General features: G+C 65.4%; 16 protein-coding genes. 5 read left to right on the forward strand and 11 right to left on the reverse strand.

Annotated features, from left to right (window positions below; genetic code table 11):
• A partial coding sequence (locus tag CV1CTNOD_RS00440) for a PH domain-containing protein (protein WP_431607049.1) occupies nucleotides 1-490 on the forward strand: 490 nt, incomplete at its 5' end.
• Between the two features lie 39 nt (nucleotides 491-529).
• On the opposite strand, the gene CV1CTNOD_RS26030 is transcribed toward CV1CTNOD_RS00440, so the two are convergent.
• Together CV1CTNOD_RS26030 and CV1CTNOD_RS00450 are read right to left on the reverse strand one after the other, a co-directional pair.
• Nucleotides 530-1,207 (reverse strand): rhomboid family intramembrane serine protease, encoded by a 678-nt coding sequence (locus CV1CTNOD_RS26030; RefSeq protein ID WP_242606237.1) that lies wholly within the window; start codon nucleotides 1,205-1,207, stop codon nucleotides 530-532.
• Between the two features lie 491 nt (nucleotides 1,208-1,698).
• Nucleotides 1,699-2,223, reverse strand: coding sequence for a peptidylprolyl isomerase (locus CV1CTNOD_RS00450; RefSeq protein WP_131784236.1), 525 nt, complete (start codon nucleotides 2,221-2,223; stop codon nucleotides 1,699-1,701).
• Between the two features lie 280 nt (nucleotides 2,224-2,503).
• Between CV1CTNOD_RS00450 and CV1CTNOD_RS00455 the strand changes: the two genes are divergently transcribed.
• A complete protein-coding gene (locus CV1CTNOD_RS00455) occupies nucleotides 2,504-3,187 on the forward strand; it encodes a hypothetical protein (RefSeq protein ID WP_131784237.1) in 684 nt (227 codons plus the stop codon).
• Between the two features lie 67 nt (nucleotides 3,188-3,254).
• On the opposite strand, the gene CV1CTNOD_RS00460 is transcribed toward CV1CTNOD_RS00455, so the two are convergent.
• From CV1CTNOD_RS00460 to CV1CTNOD_RS00490, 7 genes are all read right to left on the reverse strand, one after another.
• Nucleotides 3,255-5,108 carry a GMC family oxidoreductase gene (locus CV1CTNOD_RS00460; protein ID WP_131784238.1) on the reverse strand — a complete coding sequence of 618 codons (1,854 nt, stop codon included), beginning with the start codon at nucleotides 5,106-5,108 and terminating at the stop codon, nucleotides 3,255-3,257.
• Between the two features lie 168 nt (nucleotides 5,109-5,276).
• On the reverse strand, nucleotides 5,277-6,617 hold the full coding sequence (locus CV1CTNOD_RS00465; protein ID WP_131784239.1) for a hypothetical protein: 1,341 nt from the start codon (nucleotides 6,615-6,617) through the stop codon (nucleotides 5,277-5,279).
• A gap of 738 nt (nucleotides 6,618-7,355) precedes the next feature.
• Nucleotides 7,356-7,949, reverse strand: coding sequence for a methylated-DNA--[protein]-cysteine S-methyltransferase (locus CV1CTNOD_RS00470; RefSeq protein WP_131784240.1), 594 nt, complete (start codon nucleotides 7,947-7,949; stop codon nucleotides 7,356-7,358).
• Nucleotides 7,950-8,063: 114 nt separating this feature from the next.
• Complete coding sequence (locus CV1CTNOD_RS00475) at nucleotides 8,064-9,131, reverse strand: phosphotransferase enzyme family protein (RefSeq protein WP_242606238.1); 1,068 nt, start codon at nucleotides 9,129-9,131, stop codon at nucleotides 8,064-8,066.
• Nucleotides 9,132-9,290: 159 nt separating this feature from the next.
• Nucleotides 9,291-10,001: an alpha-ketoglutarate-dependent dioxygenase AlkB gene (locus CV1CTNOD_RS00480; protein WP_131784241.1), complete on the reverse strand. Its 711-nt coding sequence runs from the start codon at nucleotides 9,999-10,001 to the stop codon at nucleotides 9,291-9,293.
• Nucleotides 9,998-10,264, reverse strand: coding sequence for a hypothetical protein (locus CV1CTNOD_RS00485; protein WP_131784242.1), 267 nt, complete (start codon nucleotides 10,262-10,264; stop codon nucleotides 9,998-10,000). The genes CV1CTNOD_RS00480 and CV1CTNOD_RS00485 overlap by 4 nt, the downstream gene beginning before the upstream one ends.
• 9 nt (nucleotides 10,265-10,273) lie before the next feature.
• Nucleotides 10,274-12,064: a hypothetical protein gene (locus CV1CTNOD_RS00490; protein WP_131784243.1), complete on the reverse strand. Its 1,791-nt coding sequence runs from the start codon at nucleotides 12,062-12,064 to the stop codon at nucleotides 10,274-10,276.
• A gap of 555 nt (nucleotides 12,065-12,619) precedes the next feature.
• Here CV1CTNOD_RS00490 and CV1CTNOD_RS00495 point away from each other — a divergent pair.
• Both CV1CTNOD_RS00495 and CV1CTNOD_RS00500 read left to right on the forward strand, forming a co-directional pair.
• Entirely contained in the window at nucleotides 12,620-12,886 is a 267-nt protein-coding gene (locus CV1CTNOD_RS00495) for a SemiSWEET family sugar transporter (protein WP_131784244.1), read from the forward strand.
• 372 nt (nucleotides 12,887-13,258) lie between these two features.
• Nucleotides 13,259-14,596, forward strand: coding sequence for an alkaline phosphatase PhoX (locus CV1CTNOD_RS00500; protein WP_131784245.1), 1,338 nt, complete (start codon nucleotides 13,259-13,261; stop codon nucleotides 14,594-14,596).
• A gap of 84 nt (nucleotides 14,597-14,680) precedes the next feature.
• Here the strand turns inward: CV1CTNOD_RS00500 and CV1CTNOD_RS00505 are convergent, their stop codons facing one another.
• Together CV1CTNOD_RS00505 and CV1CTNOD_RS00510 are read right to left on the reverse strand one after the other, a co-directional pair.
• Nucleotides 14,681-15,685, reverse strand: a complete 1,005-nt coding sequence (locus CV1CTNOD_RS00505) for a hypothetical protein (protein WP_131784246.1) — start codon at nucleotides 15,683-15,685, stop codon at nucleotides 14,681-14,683.
• Between the two features lie 177 nt (nucleotides 15,686-15,862).
• Nucleotides 15,863-16,600 carry a GAP family protein gene (locus tag CV1CTNOD_RS00510; protein ID WP_131784247.1) on the reverse strand — a complete coding sequence of 246 codons (738 nt, stop codon included), beginning with the start codon at nucleotides 16,598-16,600 and terminating at the stop codon, nucleotides 15,863-15,865.
• 533 nt (nucleotides 16,601-17,133) lie between these two features.
• Between CV1CTNOD_RS00510 and CV1CTNOD_RS00515 the strand changes: the two genes are divergently transcribed.
• Nucleotides 17,134-17,349, forward strand: coding sequence for a DUF397 domain-containing protein (locus tag CV1CTNOD_RS00515; protein WP_430827739.1), 216 nt, complete (start codon nucleotides 17,134-17,136; stop codon nucleotides 17,347-17,349).
• Nucleotides 17,350-17,396: the final 47 nt, after the last annotated feature.

Consider the following 17,396-nt stretch of genomic DNA (forward strand, 5'->3'; position numbering starts at 1 on the left):
CGCAGGAGCCAGCGGTGCCGGACTCACCGGCGACGGCACCGGCGGTGAGTCCGGCCCTCGCACCTGGTCACCGTCCTGGTGGCGGGTGGCCGGGTATGCGGTCGGAGGCGCGTTCATGCTCGCGGTCAGCGCCGTGGACTCACTCGCCGCCCGATGGGAGTCGCTGGATCGTCCCGGCCGTCTGCTGATCGGGATCGCCGGGGTCGGCCTGCTGCTCCTGGCCGGTCGGGACGCCCTGGCCCGGCCCAGCCTGCGCGTGGATCAGGGGGGCGTCGACCTGATGGACGGGATCCACCGGCGGCACCTGCCCTGGGCCGCCGTATTACGGGTACACGCCGGCACCCTGACGCACAACCGCCGCGGTGTGCACGTTCGCGTCCTCACCGTCGAGACGATCGACGGCCCGATCCTGCTCAGCCGCCACCAGCTCGGCGCCGAACCCGATCGGATCGCCGAGACGGTGGAGGAGATCCGCCTCCACCTGCGCTGACCCCGACGGCTCTTTCCGGCTATTTGGCCGCCTTGTCGGCTATTGAACGAACACTGACAGTGACGTCAACGTCAACGTGGACGTCCGGACGACCGCAGCGAACAGCAGCGCGGCGAGGACGCCACCCACGGCGACCGCCTGCACCCATCCGCGGCGTGACGGCACATAGGCGTAGACCGCACCGACCACGAGACCAACGACGAGACCACCGATATGGCCCCACTTGTCGATCCTGGCGATGGTGAACGTGATGATCAGATTGATGCCGACGATGACGAGGATCGCCGAGGTGTCGGCCCGCAACCGCCTGGCAATCACGTAGTACGCGGCGAAGAACCCGAACACCGCCGTGGACGCCCCGACCGAGAACGTGCTCCAGCCGTTGACCAGATAACTGAGCGTATTTCCGCCGATGGCGCAGACAACGAACAAGGCGAGATAACGCACCCGTCCGAGGATCTGCTCCAGCTGGGATCCGAGCAGGTAGAGCGCGTACATGTTGAACAGGATGTGCAGGATGCCCGCATGCAGGAAGGCTGCGGTCAACAGCCGGTAGTACTCGTCGTCGAACGCTATGCCTGGACCGTACAGGGAGTAGTCCTGGGTGAAAGCGTTGTCGGGGCCGCTGCCTGCCAGGCCCGGTAGCCCCTGCAGGACGTACGCGACCACGCAGAGTCCGATGAGTACCTGGGTGACCAGCCCGGGGCGTCTCATCATGGCCCGCCCACCCAAAGAGGTGACCGGCCGCCGGGAGGCACCGCCGCGGCGCGAGGCCGCGGCGCCGCCCTCCTCCGGACAGTGGAACCCGACAGCTGCCGGACGCATGCACTCGGGGCAGATCGGACGTTCGCACCGCTGACAGGACACGTAGGTTTCCCGGTTGGCGTGCCGGTAGCAGTAAGGGACGGGGCGAGGCTGCCCCGCCGGCTCCCGGTCCGGATGATCCGTGGGCCGGGAGCCGGCGGCGGAGGGGGCATCCGGTGTCCAGCCGTCGGGGGGACCCGGTGGTCCGCCCACAGGCCGCCGGCCAGCCGGCTCCGGTGGTGGTCCGGAGGACTGATGCAGGCGTGGGCCGGCTCCCAGGGTGGCACCATCGTCCACGGCCCGGGGACGTAGGCCGCCCGGACCTCCAGGCCCCGACCAAAGTGAGTTCATCGCACCGGTCCCGACACCTTGCTTCCCCGTCCGCTTCCCTGCCCCGCCGACCCCTATGCCTGCCGGCGCTCGATGACGACCTGCTCGACGACGATGTCGCTCGTCGGGCGGTCCTGGGCCCCGGTCGACGCCTTGCTGATCGCGTCGACGACGTCGGTGCCACTGGTGACTTCGCCGAAAATGGTGTGCTTGCGGTCCAGCCAGGTCGTCGACGCCACGGTGATGAAGAACTGGGACCCGTTCGTCCCCGGGCCCGCGTTTGCCATCGCCAGCAGGTACGGACGGGAGAAGCGCAGCTCCGGGTGGAACTCGTCGGCGAACTTGTAGCCCGGGCCGCCGCGACCGGTACCCAGCGGGTCACCACCCTGAATCATGAAACCGGGAATCACCCGATGGAAGATCGTACGGTCGTACAACGGCGCCTTCTTCTTCTCGCCCGTCTCGGGATCGGTCCACTCCCGCGTACCCGTGGCGAGTCCGGCGAAGTTCGCCACCGTCTTCGGCGCGTGGTTCTCGAACAGCAAAATCTCGATGTCACCCTGAGTTGTCTTCAGCGTAGCGTACAGCTCCTCGGCCATGAGCCTCTCTTCTGTCGTGTCGGTAGCGGCTGATCGCCGGTGGCGCCGGATGTCGCGCCGGATGTCCAACGATCGCCGTACTGTCGATGCTCCACCGATCGTATGCGCCGGATTCCGGTCAGGACTGCGCGACCAGGGCTCCGCCCGCGCCGACGGAACTACTCGAGCCATACACCAAGAGCGTATGTTTTGTCACGATTCGCACAGTGGTTGCGCTTAGCGCGATTGTGGGTAGGGCAGACTCAGCAGATCGTAGCGCGAGCTGCACGAAGGGAAGTCGATGAGCAGCAAACGAGAGAGCCGACGGTGGCGCGATCATGCTTCTTCCGCGACCGGGGTTCCTGCCGGACTGGCCGAGCCGATCCGGCAGGTCCGACAGGCCCAGGTCACCCGATCGCTGACGGAGAAGATTTCCCGCGCAGCCGGACACGTGCCCACAGACAAGATCCCAGTCGCGTCCAGTGCTGTTGCCGACCGTGCCGGCAAGGCTGTGACCCAGGCCGCGGCCAGGGCCGGCACAGTGTCCGGACGCGCCGGGCGACAGATCGACAGGACCCGTTCGGCCGCTGAACTGGCCGCGCAACGCGCCCGTCACGCCACCGAGCTACAGCTGGCCAGGACCCGGTCCCGCCGCGCCGCCGACCGGGAGGAAAAAGTCCGCGTCCACGCGGAAAAGACACAGTCCACCCTGGAGCAACAACTGGCCAGGGCCGAACACAAGCTCCAACGGATACACCGCCGGCGGCGACGCGGCATTACAGCGATCATGCTGGTCGGTGCGGGTGCGGGCGCCACGGTGGCCGCCCGCGCGGGCATCCGGCAGACACAGCCGGCCGAACCCCTCACTGCCCCTGCAGCCCCGACACCGGGGCTCGGCACCGAATCATCCGGCACGGGGCAAGCCGACTCAGGCAACCCCCGTTCCGAGAGCCCCCGTTCCGAGAACCCTCGTCCCGCACTCTAAGGTAGAAAAATAATACCTTAAGTGGTGAAAAAACCAGATGTACCGTCCGTCCGGAGCCGTGTTCGTGTCATCCACGGCTCCGGACGGCGGCCAGGGGCAGGCCGATGCGGTAGGCGGCCGGAGCATCGTCCGGTACGGCCGGGCGTACCGGACGTACCGGTGGGATACGCCGGTACGGCGACCCGATCGGCGGACGCTGGTCCCGTTCGCCGTTGTTGGGCCACATCGACATCGCCCGTTCGGCCTGCGCGACAATGGTCAACGACGGGTTGACACCGAGGTTGGCCGCTATTGCCGCGCCGTCGGTGACATGCAGGCCGTCATATCCGAACACCCGCTGGTAAGGATCGACGACCCCGCTGGACGGGGAATCCCCGATCGCGGCTCCGCCGAGGATGTGCGCTGTCAGCGGAATATCGAGAATCTCCGTCAACGTGCCGCCGGAAAAACCACCGATACGCCTGGCGATCCGCCGGGTCGCGTCGTTGCCAGCCGGAATCCAGGTCGGATTCGGCTCGCCATGGCCCGGCTTGCTGGTCAGCCCGTACCTGCCGAACAGGCCCCGTCGACGGACGACCGTGAGCGAGTTGTCCCGGGACTGCATGACCAGCGAGATCATGGTGCGTTCCGACCAACGCCACGGCAGCGGCGCATAGACGAACAGGAGTGGATGACGCAACGCTTCGCCGACGAACGTGAGCCATCGTGGTGTCCGGCGGCCGCCGTCCGTCATGAGGGTGGCCAACAAGGCCATCGCGTTACTGCCCCGGCCGTAGCGGACCGGCTCGATATGGGTGTCCGCAGCCGGGTAGAAGGATGACGTGATCGCCACGCCTTTGGTGATCCGCTCGTCCGGACGGAACCTGGTAGCTCCGATGATGGACTCCGAGTTCGTCCGGGTGAGCACGCCGACCCGCGGCGAAAGCGCCCGCAGCACCCCGGTGTCCCGCATCGTGAGCAGGAGCCGCACAGTACCGAGAGTCCCTCCGGCGAACACCACCTGGCCTGCTCGCCACGTCCGTCTCCGCCGGCGGACCCAGGCTCCCGTACGCACCGTCCCCACCTCATAGCCACCGTCCGGCAGCGGACGGACGACATCGGCCTGCGTGTCGGGAAAGACCTGAGCGCCGAGCCTCTCCGCCAGGTAAAGGTAATTGTGGTCGAGGGTGTTCTTGGCGTTCCAGCGGCAGCCGGTCATGCACTCACCGCATTCGCGACACCCGGTACGGGTCGGCCCGGCACCCCCGAAGTAAGGGTCCTCGACCTCGGTACCGGGTTCCTTCCCGCCGTTGCGACCGAAGAAGACGCCCACGTTCGACGGTTTGAAGGTGTGCCCGACGCCCATTTCTTCAGCAACCGCTCGATACACCTCGTCGGTGTAGGTCACCGTCGGGTTCGGCACCACTCCGAGCATGCGTTCGGCCTGATCGTAGTAAGGCGCCAGTTCGTCGCGCCAGTCGGCGATATGCCCCCACTGCGGGTCGGTGTAGAACGCCTCCAGCGGGCGGTAGAGCGTGTTCGCATAGACCACTGAGCCGCCGCCGACGGCGGCTCCGGACAGGACGAGCACGCGACCGAGCATGGTGAACTTCTGGAATCCGTGACAGCCCAGCCGAGGAGCCCACAGATAACGGCGGATGTTCCAGCTGGTCCTGGGCAGCGCGCCGGGGGGAAATCTTCGACCGGCTTCCAGGACAACGACCTGGTAGCCCTTTTCCGCAAGCCGGAGAGCGGCGACGCTGCCACCGAATCCCGAACCGATCACGATCACATCGGCGTCCATGCCCGGGGGCACACCCTCCTCGGGCACACCGTGGGCCGGCCCGGGCCGGTGGGCCGGCCCGGACCGTGCCGTGGTCCGGGCGGTCGTGCCGCCACTCGTGCCGTCAGTCGTGCCGTCAGTCGTGCCGCCACCGGACATGCGCCTGCTCCCGCCACACTCACCGAGCGACCCAGGGACCTGGGCCTTTGGCAACCGAGAGGCCCAGACCTCCAGCGACAGGAAAAGCATGATCCCGTCACCTTTGGCCCGCTGGCCCGCCGGTTTCCCATCATCACCACCTTGGCTACGAAGGCAACACGGCCTTCTCTAGGCAGCGCCGCTGGCACGATCGGGACGCGTACGAGCCTGCGCGGCTCCGGCAGCCGCTGCCTGTTCTATGGCGGCAAGCTCTGGAAGGCTGGCAGGAACCTGCTGCGGTACGGCCACGGTCGGGGGGGCAACCGCCGGCGCAACCGCGGTGGGAGAGGCCGGGCCCGCGCGGTGGTCAGCGGTGGCAGGTGCCGCAGCCCATGACCTGCACGACCGGCACAGGCATTCCGACGACGACGCCGGCAGATGGTCCAGGCGCCGCAACACATGATCGACAGGGTCGTCGACCCGACCGGCGCCAATACTGGACCCCACAGTGTCCACCAGGTGCATGGCCAGTTCCGCCGCGTTCCACGAACCAGTGACAAGGATGCGAACGAGCCGGTCCCGGGCGACGGCGAGGGTCCCGGGGTCACGTCGCATGGCCCGGGCAAGGGTTCCGACGACCTGCTCGGCTGCTTCGGCAACCTGCTGCTGCGGGGACACGGGCCGGCCCGGCCTGATCTCCGCCGCAGGCTGCCTGCTCTCAGTCACCTGCGCAGTCCCAGCCTGCGTGGTCCCAGCCGGTCCCGTGGCAGCTGTGGACGGGGCAACAGCGGATCGCATAACGACAGTTGGTGACATCACAATCGCGGGGGGAACAACGGCCGGTGAGACAGCAGCAGGGGAGACCGCGGGGGCGGATGCGGTGATCACAGAGTTGTCCCCGACCACCGTCAGTGCCTTGGTCATGGCAGCACCTGTGATGCGGGCGCGACGTCGGGCGGCGGCACTCGGCCGATCCGAGGCAGGCCGCGAACCTGCCCGGTGGCGGTGAGGAGCCAGGCCGGCCGGTGCGGCGCCGGCTCGCGGGACCGGCCGGTGCGCCGCAGCCGTGCCAGCCGCGGTCACCGCGTCGGCGGCCGTTACCGATGCGCTCGCGCGAACCGGATCGGACATGCTCAACGCGAAGCTCGCGGGCCGACGGGCGGCAGGCCGGCTCAGCCCGATCAACCAGCCGAGGTCTCGCAGCAGCCTGATCTGTCGTTGTACGTGGGTACGGCTGTAGCCGGTTTCGGAAGCCAGTGTCACAAGCCCTGGAGAACAGACTGCGACCGATCCGGCCAGGCCCGGGACGATCGGCTCGCCGACGCGGACGCCACAGTGGCTGGCAAGGGCGAGCGCAACGAGCTTGGCCGCGCGCGGGAGGCACGAGCGCAGCACCGCGCGCTGCCAGGCCAAGGGATCCACCACTGGTGTACCGGAATCGGATGTGGGCATGAGCACCAGCACGCCCGGGATGGCGAGCTGCCTGCCGGCTCCGGCGTTCGCATCCAGCGCCCGTGTGTTGTCGACCACATTCCTCCTTCCGTCCAGTTGGTATCGACCGAACAGCAAGCCCCTGTTGGCAGCAGCGGGCTTTCCTACCGGGAACTCCGCGCCACCAGAGCACTACGTCGCCAGGGGCACCGGCTAACGCGGTAGCGGACACCTCGGCCACCGGGCCAAAGGCAGCGCGATCATACTTCTGGTGCGTTGCCAGCGATCCGAGTTCCCATGTCACTACCGGACCAAGGCAGCACGATCATGTTTTCGGTGCGCCCGGGATTCCTACCGGATCCGGGGTCCGGAAGCCGATCTGCCGGGAACGGATGTACGCACCCCAACCCCATTCCTCGATCCAAGATCCTATTGCCGGACGCTCCGACATCGCTCGATCCGCGTTCAAGCAAGGTACTCCGTGGGCAAGAGCGATAAGGTCCCCGCCGGCCACCATCGCCACACGAGGACAACACAACTTCACGAAGTCGTTGTGTCAAAATTGGGTAACTGATTCACTTCTTTTAGCAATCATCTCGACCATATGCACAAAGAGAGAAGCGGGTGCGGGGGCCCGCCGGGGGTTCGCCGCCGGCGGCGAAGCACGGCCGATCACCACAAAAATCATCAGACGCCCAAGAGCGCACATCGGACAAACGAGCCGCAAGCCCAAAAGATCAATAAATCGGATACGATAAAGATCGAAATAGGGTACGCAACACCTCAACCGTCTCCCATAAGACTACGAAACAGAACGCTACGCAACAAAAAATAAGGTCAGTGGATTCCTGGCCCGACCGCACGACCGCTTACATCATTATCCGGGACGACGGGGGCGACCATGATCGATTCGTTCGGAACCGATCGATACAGCCCGAGATCAGAGTTCCCGAGATCAGCCTGATAGCCACGACCAAGGGTGCGACGTTCGAGATCGAGAAGGTGTCGCTTACGAGCGATGCCACCGGAGTAACCCGTCAGGGAGCCGCTGGAACCGATCACTCGATGGCACGGAACGATGATCGGAAGCGGATTACGGCCGTTAGCGAGCCCTACCGCGCGGAAGGCTGACGGCCGTCCGACGGCCTTGGCGATCTCTGCGTAGCTACTGGTAGCGCCGTAGGGAATTGCTGCCACGGCTTCCCACACCGCTCGCTGGAACGGTGTGCCGACTGGATGCAGCGGGACGTCAAAGGCAAGCAGATCACCGATGAAATACGCCTCAAGCTGTTCGATCATATCCCGCAGGGACACCGGATCCGGCTCGATGTCATCCGGCCATCCGGGCTCCGCCTCCGGCTCCCCCATGTGGATCGCACACAGACCAACATCATCACCAACGAGCAGCAACGGACCCAACGGAGAGCTCATCCTTGCATATCGGGTAACGCCGTCCACAGGTCCCGACGTTACCGTTCAGCCACTACAGGGGGAAACGACTGTGTCACAACAGAACAGGATGCACAAGAAGATCACAAAACGTAGTCACCGAGTCAGTGAGCGTGACCCGCTGAGGTAGTCATCTGCGAGATCACAAGATGCCGTCGCGTACGCGGCAACACTGGCAACCGCGTCAGCCTCCGGGTGGGAGCCGAGCCAGGCCACCAGCAGCAGCCTGCGCAGCAGGACAAAGGTCGTGACCATGGCCTCCTCCTCCGCTGACACGGGCACGTGTCGCCGGTAGGAGGTGAGCCAGGCGTCAACAAGATCACCCACCTCGGGCCGATGCTCGATGAACGACAAGGATGCGGCCAGGTCGAACAGATACCAGCTGAACCCGCAATCATCGAAGTCAATGACTGTGAGCTCCTCCGGCCGCCCGTTGACCAGCAGGTTTGCCAGACGCATGTCCGCATGGACGAGACCGAATCGGTCCGGGCCGGTGCCGAACCGCTCAATCCTGCGGTGGATCTTCTCGGCTGCACGCGCCAGGACGGCGATTCCCTCGCCGTCGATCACTCCCGACCCATTGTGATCATCATTGGTGGCGGCGCGGATCCCGTCCTGCCAGCTACCCCACCGACCGTCCGTTCCAAGGGTCGTCCGCCACGTCCAGTCGAACCGGGTGAAGCCGGCCGGACGCCGCCAGGCACGGGCATGCTGGTGCAGCCGCGCCGTGATCTCACCCAGTACACCGAACCCACGGACAAGACCCACGGCGTCCGACGGTTGCGGCGAGGATCCCTCTACCCACTCGAAGAGCGCTGCATAGCGCCGCTGATCAGACCCGGCTGAGCGCGTTTCCAGGATGGACGGATCATGTGTGACCATAGTCACCGGATCACCACCGCGGGTCATGACGACCGGCGGCGTACGGACGACACCGTCATGGCGCAGCGCCTGGATCCAGGCCAGCTCTGAAATGATCTCTTCAAGCGGATGGTAGCCAGGCCGATACAGTCGCAATGCCCACCGGCGGCCCCCGGCCGGGTCGTCCACCTGATAAGTGATGTTCTCCGAGACTCCAAGCAGGCTGAAGGTGGAGGCGGATCCAAGATCATAGGCCGCGAGGGCCTGCTCAACGAGTGCATGCTCTCGGTCGGGGTCAGGCAACACAGCCCTGATCGTAATCAGACGGCGGGCCGTGTCCGGCGGGCATCGGTCGATACGGACGGCGATCCGCACAGTTGAAGATCCGCTGCACGTGACTCAGGACACAACAGGAAGACCTGGTGCGAGCAGCCGGTGCCAGCGGGAACAGGAAGTGCGGTGTCAGCGGGAAAAGGTGCGAGGAGCACCGTACCCGGGGCCCCGCTCCGGCCGACCGGTCCGGAACGTCCACCTCCACTGAACAGAGATCCGCCCCTCCACCACCCCGGGCACCTTGGGAACGGCGTGCAGCCAGTCGGCCTGGCAACGCCCGCCGAGAACGAGCAGGTCACCGGAACCCGGCGCGAGGTCACGGGCATCACTGTCGTCGTTCAGAATCCGCCGCCCGGCAGGCACATGGCGGGACTTCACCAGGAACGGCCGGCGAGCTCCTGTCGTGAGTATCGCGATCACCGTGTTGTCGAGCCATCGCATCTCCCGGTCCCGGTGAAAACCGACGCTGTCGTTGCCGTCCCGGTACCAGGACAGTCCGAACCCGTCGAAGTCGATCTGGTAGCGGCGGCGCAGTGCGCGGTAGGCGTCGAGTAGGGCGGGATAGGGCACCGGCCGACCACGGGCGATCCACGCGGTAAGCCGCGGTTCAGTCATATAACGCTCATAACGCCACATACTGCCCTGTTTCCACGGCAGGGTACGGGCCAGTTCGGCATAGAGCTGGTCCGTGCCGGTCATCCAGTTACGTGCCACGTCGATCCAGGAGCGGTCGTCCAGCCGGATCCGCTCGAACGTCGCGTCCGGTGTGATCAAACTGCTACCGGACGCTCCTGTGCCAGCCGTCCCGACAGGGGCGGACGTCGAAAACTCGGGTGTCACTTCCGCTCCTTGTCAGCAAGGCCCCATGCACGCGTCCATGTATCGATGAGGGCGTTCGCTTCCGCCTCGGAAACCTCGACGAGGTCGTCGTCGTCATGCCCGAGCCGGTAGAGATGAAGGTAGTCGGTTGCATGCCATCGCCCGTCCCGGGAGAACACCTCGTCCGTGGGCTGTACGCCACCCCCACTGCGACGGAAGACGCTTATCACTCCTTTTTCCGGAAGCAGCGGATTAGTCGCAAAATAGTATGTTGTCCGGTTCACCACGACTCCCTACGTCAGGTCCACGGCGTCAGTCGGAACAGGTACCCGGGAGAAGACTTCGTTCTGCTCCGCATCCAGTGCGCTCCGACGTGCCGCGCTGGTACCGGGAAGACGGACCTGTTCGTACAGCACATGCGTGATCGTTTTTGCGTCAAAACTGTCAGCCGTGTGCAGCTGCAGCTCGAATACCTGGCCGGATCCCGGATCACGCCAGATCGAATTGATCCCCTTGTAGCCGTCACCTCCCCATCCGTTCTTGAAGTCGAGCCGTTCGAAACCATGGGACTGCAGTCGCGTCACGATGTCCCGAACTGCCCCGCTGTAGGTGTCGGCGGAAAAGCAGGCGGTGTAGCGAACCGAATCCCGGATCCGGACGAGAGCCTCGCCGGTCGAAACATTGGGAGCATGGAACAACGTGGTGGCGACCTTCCTCTTCAAGGAGTCGGCGGACTTCAACGCCTGGTCAAGACCCACAAGCTCGGCGCCGGGTTGACGTGCTACAAGCAATGATAGTGCCGCGCGAATACTCGGCTCCGCACCAGCCGCGTGATCCAGGAAGCGATCCACGGAGACGTTCTGCTCTGCTGTGAGCGTGAGCCCCCCTTCACCGGCCCACGCCCCTTCGCCCGCCCGGCCGGTGGCCTCACCGCCAGCGGTGGACATCCCGGTATCGAGCTTTGCGACGCCCTCGCGTGCCGGAGGGTTCCTGACCGGGGCGTTCCTGAACAGCGTGGTGGTGCGGGCGGGGGCGCCCCGGATGTCGGCGGCCATTGACACAAGGCGGGTACCGCCGGCCGCCAGGGCGGAACGGGTGAAGGCCCGGCCCCCGCGCAGGACCTGGCCGGCACCGCGGACGAGCCCGCCGATCGTGGTGAGCCCTCTGGTACCGGGAACGCAGTCGAGCAACGCAAGCCCGACATCCCCCAGAGATGCCCGGCCGTCACCGTATCGGACGAGGGTGTCGGCAAGGACCACGAGTGCGGCGGCGAGCACTATCCACGCGGCCGGCCCACCGATGACAAGCGCGACCACGCCCAGTACGGCAACAGTGATTTTCGCGGCCCGGACAGCTACGTTCCAGAATCTCCCGGCCCGTTCCTTCAGGCCCTCCCAGAAGTGCCAGGACCTGTTCCGAATTCCAGCGTGGGAAGCAGAACGGATCGCGGCCGCGCAGATCTTCGCGGCGTCCTCCCGCAGCTGCTTCGCGGCCGACGTAAGGCGGCGGGCCGCGTCCAGATCGTCCTGCGCATCCTGGAGGGATCTGCTCGCCTGGTCGAGGCGGGCCGCAGCCGCGTCACGGTTGCGGATCGCCTGCGTGACCTGGGCCGGATCAGGCAGTGGTACCTCGGCTGTGTCAACGGGGACGCCCTGGGCAAGTGCGGTCACCGTGGGCGACACCGAGACCAGTGCTGTCTGCGTCAGACTGACCAGCGCCCAGGCATGGTCCCGACGAGCACGCGCATCCCGACCTCTCGCGAGCGCAGCGTCCGCCTGCGCCTGCGCCGTCTCCAGAACTGGCCCATAGGCGTTCAGCGCGTTCCCGACCATGCGATGAGAAACCTCGAGCTTGTGCAACTGCCCGGGGAACTCGCCGAGCTCGTCCCGGTAACTATCGCCGGCCCGTCCCAACCAGGACTGTACGACTCCATCGGCGGTCACCGCGGTGACCTGCCCACGGGCACACTCCACATCCGCGGCGAACTTCAGGAGACGCCGCGCGAGATCCCGCACGGCAAACAAGTCACCCGGTGTCGGATCGGCGTCCAGACCGAGAACACCCCAGTCCACGGGACGGCTCATTTCGGCCCACAATCAAAAGAATATGCGGGACGGCTGTACCGACCCCTCAACGGCCATTCGATCTGCACATACATGCCCATCACTCCGGCGGATCAGGGACGAAGCCAGGCGACCAACGTGGACATATGAACGATAACGCGAACACCGGCCGCATGCACCCCTTTATCGATGATTCATGTGGGATAATTTGACCGCCCTCCACTAAATGGCCGTGACCCCCACCGAATTGCCGTGACGAAGTCACCTCGAGTACACTCGATGACACCATCCCGCGCAGAGGCCATTCGACATCGACGGCATCGACATCCCGATCGCTGTAGGCCCACTGATTCGCCCACGCATCACCGGCCCAGGGGCGCATATGGTGCGTTATGGCAAGCATTACAGGACGCGGCCCCCGCCCCGTCGATCACGAACGATATAGACGCAGGTCGAGGTCAGGCCACGATCCGACCTCGACGGCCACGGGGGCGGCCAGCCGATGAACGCCCTTTTTTCAGAGCGCGTCCAGCGGACCTCTATATCCTCTACCGAAACGATGAGAAGGGGACGCGGATGACCATACTGGGCCTGGTGGCAGGCGCGCTGACGACGGGATGCTGGCTGCCACAGCTGCTGCGGTCATGGCGGACGCGATCCGCTGGGGACATTTCCTGGACCTATCTGGGCGTCCTGGGGCTGGGGGTGACTCTGTGGTTGAGCTACGGTCTGCTCACCGACGAAATGACGATCATTCTGGCGAACGGAGCGACCGTCGGCGCCATCATCGTGCTGGCAGACCTGAAGGCCTCGTTCGACTGCGAGGCCCGAGAAACGGCGTAACGATCAGTGCGGCGATCCCAGGGTCACGCCGACGATCCGCACCTGCATTTTTACGGCGGCATCCATTTTACGGCGGTGTCCGTCGCTGCAGCCGCGCACGCGGACGGGGGCTGCCGAGGGGGCTCACGGCGGGCATCGCCCGTGGGAGGACCAGCTCCGGCGACTCCCCGATGAGTCGCCGGCCGACCCGGCACTCCCAAAACCAGTATTTTTACCATATTTCGGACGAAAACCTGCCTGACACGCCTACGATCAGTACCCGGCGGAACGCATCGATCAAGTGGTCGACTGCCGTTCGACTAGGTGTCGCTTCGTGGCCATATCGGTCTGCAAGCGTACGGACTCGGTATTTCGAGGAGGGGACAAATACCCATGTCTGTGAGTCGTCGCCAGGTCATCGCCGGCACCGGAACAGCAAGTCTAGGATTCGTTCTGTCCGGAGCGATCGGTTCCATCTTCGGCGGGACCGCCTCGGCCGCGGAACCGAACGGGTTCCACGGCTATGGGGAGCTCGTTCCCGATCCCGCAAAAGTCATCGATCTTCCACAGGGTTTCCAATACAAGATCCTCTCTCGAACCGGCGTGGACACGCTGCACACGGGCGAGAAGCTTCCAGGACTGCCGGACGGAATGTTCGCCTTTCCCGGATGGAAGCACAGCAACGCGGTGCTGGTACGAAACCACGAGCTTTCCCCGGGCGCGACAGACCCGGTTCCGCACCTGCCCGGACTCGTCTACGATCCGGGCGCCGCAGGCGGGACCACCACCGTCGTTCTCGACGGTAATCAGCTGATCTCGCAGGTGGCAAGCCTCGCCGGAACAATTCGCAACTGCGCCGGCGGCTACACCCCATGGGGAACGTGGCTGTCGTGTGAGGAGACCGAGCTGACCCCGGCTTCCGACGCCCGCCTGACAAAGAGCCACGGTTATGTTTTCGAGGTGGACCCCCAGGGGCGTCTCACCGACACCGAGGCCGTCCCGCTGAAAGCGCTCGGGCGTTATGCACACGAGGCGGTCGCGGTCGACCCCAAGACCGGCGTCCTGTATCTCACCGAGGACGCGGGCTCGCCGTTCGGGCTGATCTACCGGTTCCTGCCGCAGAAGCCGCTGGGTGGCCCGGGTAGCCTGCGAGCCGGCGGGAAGCTTCAAGCACTCGCGGTGGCCGGCGTGCCCGACCTCTCCGTGTTCACCGAGCTTGGCACCACGCTTGCGGTCACCTGGGTCGACGTACCCGACCCGGACGCTACGACCACATCGGTCCGCAAGCAGTTCGCCAACAACGCGATCACCCGCGTGCCCAAGGCCGAGGGAATTTTCTGGGAGCGGACGAGCGCCTACATCGTCTCCAGCTACGCCAAGGCTGGTTCCCCGTCGGCAGGTGTGCACGAGGGCCAGGTCTGGGAATTCAACCCACGGAAGTCGACCATCGAGCTGGTGGTCAGGATCGCTCCAGGTGGACGTTTCGACGGTCCTGACAACATCACCATATCGCCGTACGGAAGCAGTATCGTGCTCGCCGAGGACGGCGACGGCGAGAACTACCTGACCGTCGTGGGTGATGACGGCACTGTATACCCGCTGGCACGCAATGCTGCTTCCGACAGCGAGTGGGCCGGCGTGACGTTCTCCCCGGACGGCAACTGGCTGTATGCCAACGTCCAGGGTGACGGCCTGACCGTCGCAATCACCGGTCCGTGGCGGAAGAAGTAGGAAGAAAAAGCACGAAAAATCCCGTTCACGGCGTTGTCGGGGTCGGACCGGCACGGCAACGCCGTGGCGTCAACGGTATTTCGATCAGCAAGCCGCCTGTGGACGGTATTTCGTCATATCGGCGCGCAGCTGCTCGTAGCACCGTTCCAGCTCCCTGCGGCGAGTGAGCAGCGGTGCGACGAGCTCAGCCAGGCGTTCCCGTTCGCGGACGAGAGCCGGACAGCCGCTACGTTGTGCGTCCGCAACCGTTTTTCGGTCCTCGTCGGTCGCGGCCGGCTGCCGGGCCACCTCAACCAGGACTGCCTGACAATGGTCGACCTCCTCGGCAGCGGCACAGCACGCTCGGTTCGCCTCGGCGAGCGCCGACCACGCCTGGCCCGCCTCCGCGTCCCGGCGAGCGATCTCCTCGGCGGTCACCGGCACGGCGGCCCGTTCATGTGCGGCTATCAGCGGATCGACAAGTGTGCGATGGTGGTAAGCTTGACGATCCGCCTCAGCAGCCTCTGCCACGGCCGCGCCAAACTCCGCCTGCCGCTGCGACACGAGGCGTCCGAGACGGGATCGTTCGTTGTGGTTACCAAACCGGTCGCCTCGCCAGTCGCCGGAAAGTCTGGCGCGCTGCCTGCGTGCATCCCGCAGTCGTCGCTCAGCGGAGAGCACCTCGGAGGCGGTATGAGCGGCCCTGGCCTTCAGCCGCTGAACCTCGGTGCGCAGCCGGGTAGTCTCGGCAAGATCGACACGTGCCTTCTCAACCTCCGCAAGGGCGGCAGCCGCGCTGCTGGCAGCCGACCGGCGCCTGTCACGGGCCCGCTCGGCCTCCCGCAATCGGCGTTTGGCATTGGCGAGGTCGGCAGCGAGCTCCTCGACGCGCCGGTCCCGCTCGACGCGCATGCTCGCGGACCGGAAGGCAGGGATGTCGAAACCGGCGAGCCTGCGATCCAGCTCAGTGATCCGCAGTAGTTCAGGGGTTCTCACAAGATCCAGAACCTGCTGCCCGACCTCGTCCCACTGATCCCGCAGCACACGCAGGTCGGCTTCGGCGGTGACCTGCTCGTCTGCCGTGACCTGCTCGATCCCTCCCAGCACCATGACCGTCCCCCAGGTTGGCCAAGCAGTGATGACCCGCAGCGGACGAACCGTACGCGACGATAGCGAAGAGAATCAATTATATTACTGATAGTAAGAATACTAGCGAACCCAGACCAGCCGCAACGCGATTGGCCGGCGGGCCCTTCACGCCCCGAGTAGCGGTGAACGACTCCGGCGTCAGTCGAGAAGCGTCATGACGCCGGTGAGCAGAAGGTAGATGCCGCCCGCAACAGCAAGAATGATCACAATGCTCCGTCCGTGCCGGTGCATCCACGAGTTGTACGACGCGAGGATCGCGCCGGTCCGGCGCGGAGCGACCAACCGCAGGATGATCGGTATTTCCACCATCTGCAGTACGAGCACGGCACACAGCACAAGGAGCAGCGCGCTGGTCGCGTTGCTCATGTGCGCGTCAGCAATATTCTTGATCGCGCTGACGTAGAGCAAGGAGGGCAGATAGGTGATCAAGCCGAGGAGAAAGACGCGGCGCGTGCTGTTCCTGATGCCCTCAGGAACCTTCCTCGGCTCGTCCGGATGCTCAGGCCCGTCCGGATGCCCGATACCATCGGTGCGCTCGGGCTCGTGCGGACGTACGGATGCGTCCGGACGTCCGGGCCCGTCCCGCGTGGCTGACCGTGGCCTCCGGTTCAGCCTGAACGCGACATATAGCAGTGCCACCCCGAGAAACACCTCGATGCCACCGCTCGGCGTCGGACGCGACCGCTCGGTCAATCCTGAACCACGTAACGTTACAAGGATCGCGACACCGGCCCCAAGAGTGATACTTGCGGTGCCAGCGAGGTAGGCGAAGGCATGTCGCATCGACGGCGGCTCACCGAGATAGCGCAGGACGATGGCCAGCCCCAGCGGGTAGACACCGGCGGCGAGCGCAAGAAACAGAGCGCTAGTGGCCACGACATGTTCCTGCCGCTGTCAGGATCATCGGCGTTTCCGGTCGACCGGCCATCCCGTCATCGATTGATCATTTCTTTCTGGTGACTTGCCGTCATCATGAGCTCCCACAGTTCGCTGTGCTCCACCCGGACCGGGTGGGAGATGACAGCGGGTGAGCCCCCGAAGAGGACACATGACAACCGCGCCCCGAAGTACATTTCGCATATGCACGTGCGGATGACCGTGCTGTATCCTTCCCACGAAGTACGTGCATATGCACACGCTGATGCTCGACCGTCCGGTTGTCCATCCGCGGGGGGAGGAAGCGTGGTCCACGTACGACACAAGCCGCAGGAGCCGCGACGAGGGCTACGACCCGGGATACCCACCGTGTATCCGACACCGGCTCCCAGCAGCGACCCGAAGACTTGGACCTTCCGGGCCGGCTTCCAGACCCCGGATCCGAGAGGAACCTCGGGCGCGGGAAAACATGATCGCGCCGTCTTAGCCCCTCCAACGTGAAGGAGACCGACTTGCCCGGGATCTACAACGGGATGTCCACGACCGCGTTACCGCAGGTCACCTGGAAGAAAAGCCGGCGCAGCAATTCCCAGGGAAACTGCGTGGAGATGGCACGGCTGTCGCCGGAGGTCATCGCGGTCCGCAATTCCAGGGATCCGAACGGCCCGGCTCTGATCTACACCCGCGCTGAGATCGAAGCACTCGTCCTCGGAGCCAAGGATGGCGACTTCGACGAATTCCTACAGTAGCGGTCCGCCAGACCCAGGCCGTACCTTCTCCCACAGGCTGAGGCAGT

The sequence above is a fragment of the Protofrankia symbiont of Coriaria ruscifolia genome (assembly GCF_900634745.1).
GTDB classification, from domain to species: Bacteria; Actinomycetota; Actinomycetes; order Frankiales; family Frankiaceae; genus Protofrankia; species Protofrankia californiensis.